The organism is Fimbriimonas sp. LA-C6 (genome assembly GCF_055398105.1).
On sequence record NZ_AP038796.1, the window covers coordinates 204,811 to 217,185 of the forward strand.

15 protein-coding genes are annotated in these 12,375 nt (G+C 53.2%); 4 read left to right on the forward strand and 11 right to left on the reverse strand.

Annotated elements, in window-relative coordinates; all coding sequences use genetic code 11:
- Positions 1-564 precede the first annotated feature (564 nt).
- Positions 565-825: a helix-turn-helix domain-containing protein gene (locus ACZ51B_RS00970; protein WP_464294535.1), complete on the forward strand. Its 261-nt coding sequence runs from the start codon at positions 565-567 to the stop codon at positions 823-825.
- Here the strand turns inward: ACZ51B_RS00970 and ACZ51B_RS00975 are convergent.
- From ACZ51B_RS00975 to ACZ51B_RS01025, 11 genes are all read right to left on the reverse strand, one after another.
- The gene (locus ACZ51B_RS00975; RefSeq protein ID WP_464295362.1) at positions 772-1,698 is read right to left on the reverse strand and encodes a zonular occludens toxin domain-containing protein; all 927 of its coding nucleotides are present in this window, start codon (positions 1,696-1,698) and stop codon (positions 772-774) included. The genes ACZ51B_RS00970 and ACZ51B_RS00975 overlap by 54 nt on opposite strands.
- The gene (locus tag ACZ51B_RS00980; RefSeq protein ID WP_464295363.1) at positions 1,695-1,853 is read right to left on the reverse strand and encodes a hypothetical protein; all 159 of its coding nucleotides are present in this window, start codon (positions 1,851-1,853) and stop codon (positions 1,695-1,697) included. The genes ACZ51B_RS00975 and ACZ51B_RS00980 overlap by 4 nt, the downstream gene beginning before the upstream one ends.
- Positions 1,850-2,167, reverse strand: coding sequence for a hypothetical protein (locus ACZ51B_RS00985; protein ID WP_464295364.1), 318 nt, complete (start codon positions 2,165-2,167; stop codon positions 1,850-1,852). Before ACZ51B_RS00985 ends, ACZ51B_RS00980 begins: the two co-directional genes overlap by 4 nt.
- Positions 2,168-2,299: 132 nt before the next feature.
- Complete coding sequence (locus ACZ51B_RS00990) at positions 2,300-3,160, reverse strand: hypothetical protein (RefSeq protein WP_464295365.1); 861 nt, start codon at positions 3,158-3,160, stop codon at positions 2,300-2,302.
- Between the two features lie 12 nt (positions 3,161-3,172).
- Positions 3,173-3,433 (reverse strand): hypothetical protein, encoded by a 261-nt coding sequence (locus tag ACZ51B_RS00995; protein ID WP_464295366.1) that lies wholly within the window; start codon positions 3,431-3,433, stop codon positions 3,173-3,175.
- A gap of 130 nt (positions 3,434-3,563) precedes the next feature.
- Entirely contained in the window at positions 3,564-3,704 is a 141-nt protein-coding gene (locus tag ACZ51B_RS01000) for a hypothetical protein (RefSeq protein ID WP_464295367.1), read from the reverse strand.
- Positions 3,705-4,071: 367 nt separating this feature from the next.
- Positions 4,072-4,374: a hypothetical protein gene (locus tag ACZ51B_RS01005; protein WP_464294542.1), complete on the reverse strand. Its 303-nt coding sequence runs from the start codon at positions 4,372-4,374 to the stop codon at positions 4,072-4,074.
- Between the two features lie 670 nt (positions 4,375-5,044).
- Complete coding sequence (locus ACZ51B_RS01010; RefSeq protein WP_464295368.1) at positions 5,045-7,213, reverse strand: M1 family metallopeptidase; 2,169 nt, start codon at positions 7,211-7,213, stop codon at positions 5,045-5,047.
- Positions 7,214-7,225: 12 nt separating this feature from the next.
- A complete protein-coding gene (locus tag ACZ51B_RS01015; protein ID WP_464295369.1) occupies positions 7,226-8,398 on the reverse strand; it encodes a hypothetical protein in 1,173 nt (390 codons plus the stop codon).
- Positions 8,399-8,459: 61 nt separating this feature from the next.
- Entirely contained in the window at positions 8,460-9,290 is an 831-nt protein-coding gene (locus tag ACZ51B_RS01020) for a DUF4349 domain-containing protein (RefSeq protein ID WP_464295370.1), read from the reverse strand.
- A 58-nt stretch (positions 9,291-9,348) separates the two neighbouring features.
- Positions 9,349-9,741 (reverse strand): hypothetical protein, encoded by a 393-nt coding sequence (locus ACZ51B_RS01025; protein ID WP_464295371.1) that lies wholly within the window; start codon positions 9,739-9,741, stop codon positions 9,349-9,351.
- A gap of 80 nt (positions 9,742-9,821) precedes the next feature.
- Between ACZ51B_RS01025 and ACZ51B_RS01030 the strand changes: the two genes are divergently transcribed.
- The 3 genes from ACZ51B_RS01030 (at position 9,822) to miaA (ending at position 12,372) form a co-directional block, all read left to right on the forward strand.
- On the forward strand, positions 9,822-10,145 hold the full coding sequence (locus ACZ51B_RS01030) for a 2Fe-2S iron-sulfur cluster-binding protein (RefSeq protein WP_464295372.1): 324 nt from the start codon (positions 9,822-9,824) through the stop codon (positions 10,143-10,145).
- Positions 10,146-10,937: 792 nt separating this feature from the next.
- Positions 10,938-11,459 (forward strand): adenine phosphoribosyltransferase, encoded by a 522-nt coding sequence (locus ACZ51B_RS01035; RefSeq protein WP_464295373.1) that lies wholly within the window; start codon positions 10,938-10,940, stop codon positions 11,457-11,459.
- A 28-nt stretch (positions 11,460-11,487) separates the two neighbouring features.
- The gene (miaA, locus tag ACZ51B_RS01040; RefSeq protein ID WP_464295374.1) at positions 11,488-12,372 is read left to right on the forward strand and encodes a tRNA (adenosine(37)-N6)-dimethylallyltransferase MiaA; all 885 of its coding nucleotides are present in this window, start codon (positions 11,488-11,490) and stop codon (positions 12,370-12,372) included.
- Positions 12,373-12,375 lie beyond the last annotated feature (3 nt).

Genomic DNA, 12,375 nt, shown 5'->3' on the forward strand with positions numbered 1-12,375 from the left:
GAGCCTGAGTAACGAACCAATGATCGTCATGAAGACAACAACATGTTGCAAGGGATCCATCTAGCACATGTAGCTTTGTAACACAACATTGAGCTGAATCATGCCTAAAGACCGAGTCAATTTAATAGATTTTTGATACATGAATATTGTCATCTTTGGAAAATGGATAGATATAAATATGTTTCTATCAAAATCCTACTTACTTCACGAATCACCATTTTCACTAGGTGTCCATGGGTTCATGTAACGTTTAAGACTGCCTCTTAATAGTTCCTCTCTGAGATCTAGTTGTTTCCAGTACTCTGGAAGGATGTGAAGAAGCCTAAAGGGATTCATTGATCGCGCTTTCTCACTCGTGAACGTCGCTTGAAGATCCTCTATGAGCACGGCTCGGCATCTGTCGGATGGGTAGCGGGATATTTCTAGCCAATGGGACTTCAGGAATTTCAAATCAGCTGCCCATAGTTCCTCCTCATTCTTATAGTCCTCTCTCATGTTCGTGACAAAAGGCATTGTACAGCAAGTGTGACCAAAAAGGAAACGTTTTTCCTGCCAGCTTGAGAAATGAGAGAGCATAGGCCACGCGAGGGCAACAGGCCCGAGTACGACCGCCTCAGAGATGTTCTCAAGAATGCAAGGGTCAAGAAGGGTCTCTCTACCAGAGAGCTCTCTCTCATGCTCGGTCGCTCTTACACCTACATCAGTAAGGTTGAGCACGGAGTTCGGCATCTAGATCTAGTAGATCTTGTCGATATTGCCAAGATCCTTGAGCTAGATCCGGTTGCCTTGTTTGTCAGTGTTTTCCAGTCGGATGACTCCGTTTAGTAGCCCGACCCGCTCCGGAATCGAGGCGACTGTGTGCTCTACTTCCTTTAATGCGCTCAGCAGCCAGTTTGCGGGAGCCTCTAGGTCCTCAGTTGGCTGAAGAATGTTGTCTGCATCCACGGCGTGGAGCAATCCGTATGAGTCGCGGTAACCCATCGACACGATGTCACGCCAACCTCTAGACGCCCCGGCCCTTGACCAGCTCGCCAGAGCAAGCGAAACCACACCTGGAACCTGCAAATATTCACTGAGGTATCTCACCTTGCCATATGGGAACTCAATTCGCCAGGTGTTAGGAGCAATGATGAGTTGTCCGTCTCCGCTTCGCCAGAGCGCCGGTCCTCCGGACACGGACGCTCTGCCAAAGGCGTAGCCGGTACCTTCTCGGTCACCAATGCGTTGCTCAGTCCAATAGTGGCGAAAGAGCGAGGGCGTAGGTGCAAAGAATTCAATCTTCACAGCCTTCTTTGGTTCATCCGGGGTGACTGTTTTAACCATCACTAGGCGTCCATGGAAAAGGCTTCGGCACTTCTTGTAGAACGCCGTGACCTCGCGTATCGCTGTGTCAACTCGCGCCTCATGCTGCGCTATCCATATGAGGTCTAAGCCCTCTTTTCTCGACTGCTGAAACCAACTGAGTTCCAGCTGGGTTTGCTTGTTCCAGGACCGAGCCGAGAACCACATCTGCGCTTCATCAATGATGGCAAGGCAGTTACCCGCCTCAACCATATCGGGCCAAAGGCCGAACTCCCAGGAGCCAGTGCGGCTATGGAAGTTCGCTAGGCAGCGTCTCTTGCCCTTGAGCTGGAGCATTGTGGAGACCGCCAGGAGCGTCTTACCACTTCCCGGCAGTCCCGTTATCCCCGTTATCATTGGCCCAGCTCACCTAGCAGTTTGTTTGCGTAACAACGAACTGACCTTTCGGCCCTCGCTTTGACCTGGTGGCTACAGACCGTAACTTCGGAAGTCACGTAACCCGTGACGAACACAAAGAGCGACATCGTGACCAGCTTTTCAAAGAGGTTCATGTGCCAGCTCCTCGGACCCAGCCGACAAGCAGCTTTATGGCCCGCCATGCCCACATCACCGACCAGAATGTCACCGCCATACTGAGGATGGCTATCAGGTGGTCCATGGGAATGTAGTCGTTCACACTCTTAAGGATTTTAATGATGTTCACAATGGGGGTGTTTGAACCCCAACTTTGCCCATTGAAGTCGTATCCATAGAACGTGTTGTCAACATTCAGTGGAGCAGCCCATCCAATGTTCCAATCCGGAAGCAGATCCATCGCGGCCTTAATGAGTCCGGTAAGGATTGCTATCAAAGCGTCTAATACCATTTTCGTCCTCCACGATTGGCACGTACTTCACCTTCACGGTGTCCATGCCTTTTCTATATCCAAAACCAAACGCCAGCATCAGCAAGAGCGTAAAGCCAATCACACGCCAGATTCGAACCTGACAGCCGAGCATCAGGCCCTCTGAACCACCCGCTTCCAAAGCGCGAACGTTGCTGTGAACCACAACGCTCCAGCAAAGACTCCGCGCATCAGTACGATGTAGCCGCTGTATGGTCTCAGATCGAAGTTCAAGTTCCCATAGGGTCCGGGCGTTACAAGAACATAGCGAACGTAGCCTTGTGGACCACCTTCACCAACGACCGCATTCGACTCATCACGAAGAGCCAGGATGATTCCAAGCGGCCCCCATGTAGCCGCTCGGTTGATTTGTGCCTTTAGGAGATTCACATTCTCTTCTTGAGGCACAAAGATGGAGGACCAGAAACCACCTTGGTTGACGTTCTGGTTCTTAATGTCGTTGGCGTTCGCTCCGTTATTGCCGCCCGAGTTCACTGAGCCAGCATCGATGCTGTTGTAGGCTGGCGTGTACATAAAATGCCATCGGAACTCTGAAGTGATGACTGAACTTGAATTCTTGGTGAAGACCCTGAAGAAGAACCCACCATACTTCTTGGAGTTGTCAGTCTGCGCGTTCACGAAGTTCCAGAACGGTGTGAACACGTCAACTTTCGGCTCGGTTCCAGCTTGCACCGGTCCGTAGCCAGCACTACCAGAGAGTCCGGTGGCCCGAGGCGCCGCAAGCGGCACCAAACCGCCCGGTGTGTTGATGCTCTCCTGCATGAGGTCGTATCCCCATCCATAGTTGCCGGTCGCATGGATAATCACGCAGTCAAGCGGCCAATGATCTGTATTGATCCTCATCAACGTCACCGTGGCGGTTAGGGGACCCACGGACTGAACGTCCGTGGTGTTTTGAGCAATTGACAGGGCACCCAGCCCTGCCATGAAGACAGTGAGAAGTGCCCTTGTCATGAGTAGGCTCCCTTACACGCTCTTAGCAGCGCGCTTGATGAGTTTCCATGCAATGCCAAATGCAAGGATCACGACTAGAGCGCCAATGGCCTTCGGCCCGTTGGTGCTGAAGAACGTTCCCATCTGCGTTGAAAACGCTTCAAAGGACGTGGTGTAATCGAGGCTCGAGCCACCACCTGCGGTGGTGTCTGCCATGGCAGCGGAAGCGATGCCTAGGGAGGCGGTTGCGAGCGTGATTGGCTTTGCGCCAATCTTTGTAATGAGGTTTTTCATGTTGTCTCCTTTCATGCCCCAAAAATAATTCCCACGTACCCTAGGTCCGGGGTCTTCCAGCCGGGGCGGGCCGAAATCGTTAGTTGGTCGGTGGCTGTTTCAAACCAAGCGAAACGAAAAGTCAGGTGTGTTAGTTTTCGTTTCCCTTGATTCGAAACAGCAGCGAGTAGGCGGCGGCTGCGAGGAATCCGGCAGTGATGACCACGGGCAAAAGTTGCAGGTAGTCCGTCACTACCCCGGAGTCGGCCCATGAGGCGTTAACCCAGATCACCGTACTTGAACCTCAATTTGCCGCGTCTTGTCTTTTCGGCTTCGAAGAGTGCTGGTTGGTCTACAGAGCATTGACCGCTCCTTTCATTCTGTCGATGACCCATTCGATGGGCCAGATCAAGAAGACGTACACCATAAGGCACTTCGGAAGTAGATAGATTAGTCCGAGAGCATCGGTAGACATGTTTCATCGCACCCTTTTAACGGAGCTAAACACCACGAAGAACAGCGTTACTAGGAGCGCCATACTCATGCATAAGAGCACAGCATTTGATGCTTTTATCAGCAGATTAAGCTGTTGCAAATGCTCCTCTACTAGTTGGATCTTAGTAAGCAGTTCTGCAGCCTGTTCAGCACTCATAAATCACCTATTGCTTCGTCGTCACGGGAGTCAGAACGGTAATGTAAGGCGTTGGAACATTCTTTCCCTTGCCATCTTTTACGGTCTTCATAGTGAAGCTGACGTCATATGCTTGAGGGATCTGCTCTGCTCGAATAGTCCGCAACAGCGACTCATCTCCCGAGTATTCGATGACCTTGAAGCCCTTGAATTCATTGGTGTCGATGCGTGCGCTAGGTTCAATTGCTTGTATCTTGCACCCTTTGAGCACCTTGTTGTTTGCTTCGTCCGTGAATTCATATCGAGATATGCCGATAACCTGAATTGTCATATTCTTTCTCCTTGTGCCTCATCTTCTTGAATTCAGACACTTACTTATAACTAACACGTAGTCACTTGTACTGACGGTTCACTTAGTTCTTAAGTTTTTCGAGTATCAAACAGATTTCATGAATTTATATCCAGTGCATATATAATTGCGCACGACACCGCAATATTGCGTGTTTGTCTACGTATTTCTAGTAGAAACACGCTGCCAAATGGCCCAAGCGTCGACTCAAACAGTCGATTCACACTGAACCTCGGTTTAAACATCCTGAAACTCCGTTCCATCCAGTAACTTCCGATGTACATCATGCAACGCAAATTTACTGGTTGCATTCTAAACGGTTGAACGTGAGTGTTGGTTCGACCATCCGCGCAAAAAGAAAGGGACCAAGCAGTTTTTTATTCTGCATTGGTCCCCAATATGGTCCCCGTTTTGTCCCCGTTATGCGGCGATATATAACGGTACACAGCGAAACCAATCCGAAGCTGTGTAACCGTATTTTTACCTGTATTCATCTCCTCTCGGGGACGAAAGGAGAGGACTCGGAGGGGCTTGTCTATTTCGTTGGCAGTGTTCTCACCATATGAGATCGTCGTAGAGATTCAAACTCAACCGGACTCTCCTATCCCATCCTTTCCTCTCGAGGACGAAAGGAAAGGGGCCGGAGGATCTGCTATGGATTGTAGGTTAGGTGGCCGGTGGTTTTGGGGGCGGTTTGGCCTGTTAGGAAGCGGCCTAGGTCGTCTACTAGGGCTCGGTGGGCTCGGCCTGGGTTGGCTGGGTGGCGGGTTTTTCCTAGGCGGATGGCGCAGTGTTTGCCGTTTCCTAGGTCGACGATGGCCATGGCTTGGCCTTTGTCTAGGTTGATGGTTGTGTCTTGGTAGGTGAGGGTGTTTCCTTTTACTTTGAAGCCGACCTTATCGCAGAGGGGCTTCATGGCTGGGAGGGTTTCGGGGGAGCCTACTAGGAGGATTCCGTTTAGGTCTGCTGGGAGCGTTGCGATGGATTTGCCTGGAGAGTCGGCTTGCCAATCCTTGTGGGTGGGGTCTACGTAGACCGACATGCTGTTGAGCGCGCGGTTGAACTCGATGGGTGTCTCGTCTGGGCTTATGTCTCTTAGAAGTCGGCGGTAGGGGTCTAGTGAGACTAGGGTTGGCTTTTCTTCGAGAGGGATTTCGAGTTTGGTGCTGGTTCGTACGTCGAAGGTCTTAATCGTCTCGACGCCTTTCTGGTCTTTGATGAGGACCTCTAACGGGATTCGGAAGTTCTCTTTCTCGAACTTGAGATTGACGATGAGTTTGCCTTCGGCGTAGGTGACGGTTGTTTTGTCTAGATTGACGTAGCCTGGTTTCCGAATCCAGTCGTCGAAGAAGGTCTTTAGGTTCAGGTCTGGGCGGCGGGCGATCGCTGCCTTTTCGAAGCCATCCCAGTTGGCGGGTTCGCCGAGGGGATTGTTGGTGACCCAGTCGTGCATGGCGCCCATGAGCTCGGGGATGCCCATGAGGACTTCGAGCATTTGGAGGACCTGTGCTCCTTTGCCGTAGCCCATGGCGCTGCCAGCAGGCCCTACATCCGCACCGGACTCTGCGCAGGAAACTTCGTTGTAGATTGGTTGTGCGTTGCCTCCTTGGATGAAGGCTAGTGCTCTCTCCTCCCTCTTGCCAATCGGGACGTTCCTGGCGTAGAGGCCGACGCTGAAATTGGCGAAGCTCTCGTTCCAGAAGGAGTTGAGGTAGGTGTTGTTGAGGATGCCGCCCCACCAGGTGTGGCTAGGTTCGTGGGCATCTTCTGCAGGGAGTCCGCCGCCGTAGGTTGCGTAGGAGTAGGCTTCTAGGGCACCGCCTCCGTAGTGAGGGCTATCGAGCGCTCCGTAGCCACTGAATGGGAATGGGGCGATGGTGTTATAGAACTTGAGGATGGGTGCGTAGAGCTCGGTCTGGATACGCATCTGCTCTTGGGACATGCGGGGACTCCAGACAGTGAATCGGCGACCATCGATGGTTTGGGAGAAGGTTTTGTAGGGGCCGCTGGAGACGCTGGTGAAGACCACCGGGAGGTCCATCTTGTACTTGGTGACTCTTTCGTCTCCGACGATCTCATCGGACTGCTTTTCACCTTGGGAGACGTTGAGCCAGTCTTTGGGTCCGTGTACGGTGATGCTGAAGGTGGCTGGCTTGCGTGCGATGAGTGGCATCCAGTAATCGTTGACGAGGGTGGCTTCGTCTTTTTCGATGCTGCCTGCGTACTGGGGGAGATTGACAACTGCTTTGTAGGTGAGGGTGTATTCGCCGCTGGTGCCTGCCGGTGTCTTGCAAAGCACAATGCCGCCTACTTGCTTAAACTGGACCGGAGTGCCGGTGGAGTCTTTGATTGCTGAGACGATGTATTGCGAGGAGAGTCGGAAGACGAACTCGGAGGATGGCTTGGCTACGGCAATCTGGATGGTGTCTTTGAGGTCGGCACTCTTGGTTGGGATGTGGAAGCGGACATCTAGGTCGTGATGTTTGATGCGGACGCCCATGTCTTCAGATTCAGGAATGAATTCGAGTTTGTCTCCTGACCTTTTGAGGAGGATGTCGCCGACGTCTTCACTGGTGAGGAGTGTGGAGATGACCACGAAGCGGTCGGCTCCGTCTAGACCTTGTAGAGCGGCGGCTTTCCAGGGATAGCGACCGACTCCGTATGCTCCTCCAGTCTTAATGACCTTGAAGGGGTTGCGCTGACCTGCTGGGAGTGGGGCTAACAGCTGCGTGAGTCCGTTGATATCTTTCTTGCCGATGAGGGCGTTGAGATCGGCTACGGAGGGCGAGCCAAGGAGCGCAAGGGCTAGGGAGAAGAGCATCTCCCTATCTTATCATCGGAGGCTGTGGGATAGAACTATCGCCAAGGCGGGAATGAGGAGTGTTACGCCCATGAGCGGGAGGCAGCCTAGGTGCTTGCGTGAACGGGCGCTGATTTCGATGTGGCCGCTGGGGGTTTCGTGGCGGCTGACGACGTCCGCACTGATATTCTTTTCTTGGAGGGTTCGGAGGGTGGTGAGCAGCTTCTGCAGGTCGGCTTCGCTGGTGCGGGACTTGATTTGGATCTCCATGAGGAGGCGCTCCAGTTCCAGACCGTGCATGGCGGCGATTTTGTGTAGTTCGGACTGTTCTTCGGGGGTGAAGAACTGGTCCATGTTTCGCAGGACGTATTCGGGGTAGCTGACCTCACCGCTTTTGAAGCGGGTTTCTAGTTCGAGGTCGTTCCACTTTGCCAGTAGACCTGCGTCGTCATTTTGAAACTCTTGCTGACTCATGCGTTCCTGTTTTTTGCCTTGTACGATTCGTAACGTTACAAGTGCGGTCGGAAGTTCGAATATGATCGACATCTTGACCGGAATTTGAATTTGTTTCCGCATTTGCTGCAGAAACCGTACTCGCAGAAAGAAATCGGTGAGCTGTTCGGAGAGGAGTCTCTTCTCTGCTTCTCGGATCATCTTCTGAAAGAGGCTTGCGTCTTCTTTGCCTAACCAGGCTTGTGCCTCGAGGACTCCTGCGGGGAGTTCGATGGCTACTTGTGCGTCGATGATCTCGTGCATTCGGGCCATGAGATCGGTTAGGTTGTCATCTGCTCCTAGGACCAGTTCCATTCTAACTTGGCGGAGTCTTCTTAGTGTCTCTTCTCGGATAATCCGTGCCAGTTCGAACTTGGTGTCTAGGTCTACGTAAAGTGGGACGACTTCGAGGAGTCGCATGACGGTTTGTCCGACTTGACGGACTTGGCCTTGTTTCCAGGAGCCGATGGTGCGCTTGGCGTAGGCATAGGCTCCGTCGCCGTATCGCTGTCGGTAGGTTTCGAGGACCTTCTCCACCGTGGCGGGGTCCATGCTGAAGAAGATCTTGGTGACTCGGTCGACGAGGGAGCCGTACTTGAAGAACGACCGAGTCATTTCGGCGCTGTTGGTTTGAAGACGCGGTGGCCCTAGATCTTCCCACTGGACACGGTAAGGCCGACGAAACCTGCGGTAGATGTCCGAGAACGTCGGCATATTCGACTCAATTTTACGTTCCAAACCCAATTGAGGATGCAAGAAATTTACTTTTCTGCATCTAGGGGGTCTGCTTGGTGAGTTTGGCGCGCTTGATCATGGGGAGGAATATGAAGAGTGCGATGAGCCAGACGGGGCTGAAGACCACGAGCCAGATACCTATAGAGAGGACAACTCGGACAAAGCCACCGAATACAGCGGAGGCTTGCGCCCAGGTTTGGGAGGTCCAGTTGGGATCTTTGTCTGCGGCTGGGATGACGACACCCTGTTGGAGTTTGAGGGTTAAGGTGCTCATCATAGCTTGACCCACGAGTCCTTTACGTTCCGTGGTGAGGGCTTCGATGTTGGTTCGGACTGAAGCAAGTTGGCTTTCTGCGGCGTTGATCTGGTCTGTGGTCTTTGCGCGCTTCACTTGTGCTCGCAGGCCCTCTTCCGTGGCTCTTAAGCTTTTCAGTCTTGCATCGAAGTCGTAGATTCCGGCGGTCACGTCTTGGGTGTCGATCCGTTTTTCCAGTCGGACGCCGAGTTTTTCGATGGTGCCGATGCAGGAATCGAATTTGGCGATGGGGACTCTCGCGTGGATCTCCATGGATGCGTCGCTGGAGTCTAAGTCGCTGCTGGCAGAGGATTCGATGTATCCGCCTGTTTCGGTTACGACCGAGGTGACTTGTTTTTCTGCTGCTTCGAGTTTATCGACGCGGAGGCCGAGTTGGCAGGATCGGACGATATCGCGATTTTTCAGGACATTGAAGGAGACGTTTTTTGCCTCTTCCTTCACGGGCCGAGCGGATGCGATATCTGGCGAGGACGGCTTAGCGGCTTGTTGGAACGTGGGGCCGCCGCAGCCTACGAGAACCAGCGCTATGAGAGTGAGTGGGTAAAAGATTTTCATACGAACCTCCGTTTGGAGGTTCGTGTGATTAAGACTAAAAAGCGTTCAAAAGAACTGCTTAGTGAAGATTGCCCGTTGCGCGGGTGGCTTCGCTGGGGGATGGCTGGAGGCCTGGAGCGTTGGACTGGCCTGTTCCGGATACGCTGACGTTGCCGTACTCGCCTGGCTGTTGGCCGGTGCCTTTGGTTGGCTGGTCGTATGCGGCGTTGAGTTTTTCGCCGGTGTTGACCTTGGCTCCTTCGCTGTATCGGGTTTTGGTGTTGAGGCCGCCTGTTGCTGACGCGAGTCCGCCATCGGCGTATGGGTTGCCTACTGGTTTCTTGTTGTACTCAACTGGAGTGGTGGCTGTGTTAAAGCTCTCCCAGCCTTTGAACCGGCATCCAGTGGCTACTACACCCAGTGCAACAATCGCGATTATCTTCGCTCCGAGAACACTTACATCCGTGCGCATCACCTATTAAGTTACCCGGTTCGTTGAATTCCTGTTAGCGGCTGGCAATATTTCTTGGATCGAGTGGTAGAGTTGCTTGCATGAGCCAACACACGATCACAGTAGAGGGATACGAGCCGTTCAGCGTTGACGCCGGGGTTAAGCTGGCGATTGCTCTTGAGAGTAACGGCGTGGATGTGAGTCACCGATGTGGTGGTAATGCGCGTTGTACGACTTGCCGGGTGGCGATTTCTTCCGGCGAGCCTGCGATGGGTGAGGCTGAGAAGGCTTGTCTTGAGGAAGATGGGGTTCTTGGTGAGTTTCGTCTTTCTTGCCAGATTCGGGTGGATCAGGATTTGAGTTTGAAGGTTTTGATGCCAGCCAAAGAGAAGGGCTGGGAGCCAGGTCCCGAGATCGAAGCCTGAGAATCGGGTTTGGTCTGAGCCCGGGTCTGGTGGCCTGGGCTTTTTTGTGTTTGGGGTTCGTGGTTTTAGCTTGTGCCGTCCCATTTGGGGCGGGGGCGTTCGTTGAGCATATGACGGGTTACTGTGGGTCCTGTTGGTTCTTGAAGTTTTTGCGCATCCGAATGATATGGAGCTTGGACGGCTTCAGCGCCCCGGAGGTGTTTGAGGATCTCGGAGAGAACTGGAACGTCTCTTTCTGGGTTCAATCGATTGAGAACAGGGAAAGTCGGCGAGCCTCTCAGTTTTGAGGTTCGGCGATGCTAGGAAAGAACTTGGCGTGGTGGCTGAGGGGCAACCGGACTCTCCTATCCCATCCTTTCCTCTCGGGGACGAAAGGAAAGGGGCCGGAGGCGCTGGCTTGGGCGTTGGGTTCGGATGGTTTGGCAGGTTGTCCACCCTCACCCCGGCCCTCTCCCTCGGGGACGAAGGAGAGGGAGTTTGGCAGCCGGGCTCTTCAATCCTGGGTGGTTGGCGGGCAGTCGGACATTCCTACTCCCTCCTTTCCTGTCGGGGACGAAAGGAAAGGGGCCGGAGGCGCTGGCTTGGGCGTTGGGTTCGGATGGTTTGGCACTTTGTCCACCCTCACCCCGGCCCTCTCCCTCGGGGACGAAGGAGAGGGAGTTTGGCAGCCGGGCTCTTCAATCCCATCCTTTTCTCTCGGGGATGAAAGGAAAAGGGCCGGAGGCGTTGGGTTCGGCTCTTTTGGTGTGTTGGTGATTGCGTTGGAATGGTGGGACGGTATTATTAGGACTCATGGCTGAACTGCTTGCGAGCTCACTTATCCGCGACGTCCCCGATTTTCCTAAGCCTGGAATTATCTTTAAGGACATCACTCCTGTATTGGAGCATCCGGCTGCGTTTCAGGAGGTTGTGGATCTCTTGGCGGAGGATGCCCGGGCTAAGAGTGCGGAGTCGATTGTTGGGATTGAGAGCCGGGGATTTATCTTTGGCGTACCTGTGGCTTTGGCTTTAGGTGTGCCTTTCATCATGGCTCGGAAGCTGGGCAAGCTGCCTTATGACCGAATCAGCGAAGAGTATGCGCTGGAGTACGGAACCAACACGGTTGAGATGCATGTGGATGCGTTGCGGCCTGGGCAGAGTGCTTACATTGTGGACGACTTGCTTGCTACGGGCGGGACGGCTGCGGCCGCGGCTCGTTTGGTGGAGCGTCTGAACGGAAAGGTTTGCGGATTTGGTTGTCTGATTGAGTTGTCCTTCTTGGAGGGGCGCAAGAACCTTCGCGAATATTCGATTACTGCCTTGATGGAGTTCTAAGCTCCTTATCACTTTGAACAAAACACCGTTGCTCATTGCCGTTATGGGGCCAACGGCATCCGGCAAATCTGCTCTTGCTGAGCAGATTGCCGAAGAGCTGGACGCACAGCTGATCAATGCGGACGCTTTTCAGGTCTATCGTGGGATGGATATTGGTACGGCCAAGCCCATTGAGAAGGACCGATATGCCCTTTTGGATCTGAAGAATCCTGATGAGCAGTTTGGTGTGGGCGAGTTCTGCCTGCTTGCATCCCAGCTTCTAGAAGACCTATTTCATGCTCAAAAGTCCGCAGTTGTCGTAGGCGGAACGGGATTTTACATTCGGGCGTTGTTTGACGAGTACAAAAATCTACGACCGGAGCCGAAAGGTGAACTCCGCGACGAACTGAACCGTCGTGAAATGGATGAGGGAATTGATTCGTTGGTAGCAGAGTTGCTTTCGAAGGATCCTTCTGCTGCGGAAACGGTGGATCTGCTGAATCCGGTTCGGGTGAAGCGGGCGCTTGAGCGGTGTGAGGACACGGGGAATGAGATCCATTTCTCGCTTCCTCCATTTCACAAAATTAAGATAGGTATTCAGCCCGAGACTGATGCGCTGTGGGAGCGGATTGAAATGCGAACCCGCCTTATGGTGCAAAATGATTGGGTTAACGAAGTTATTAAACTTCTCGATGACGGGTACGAACTGCATCACCCCGGAATGCGGGCGATCGGTTATCGAGAGATTAGCGACTACCTGAAAGGGAAAACCGAATTAGAGGAGGCCATCACGACAACGATCGTGGAAACGCGGCGCTATGCAAAGAGGCAACGCACGTGGCTTCGCTCTGAGCCGGGGTTAACAACCATTGGCGAGGCGTTCGATGACTTGCGCGCTGAAGCGCTCAGCATCGTTCGCGGAGCTATGCAATAGGAG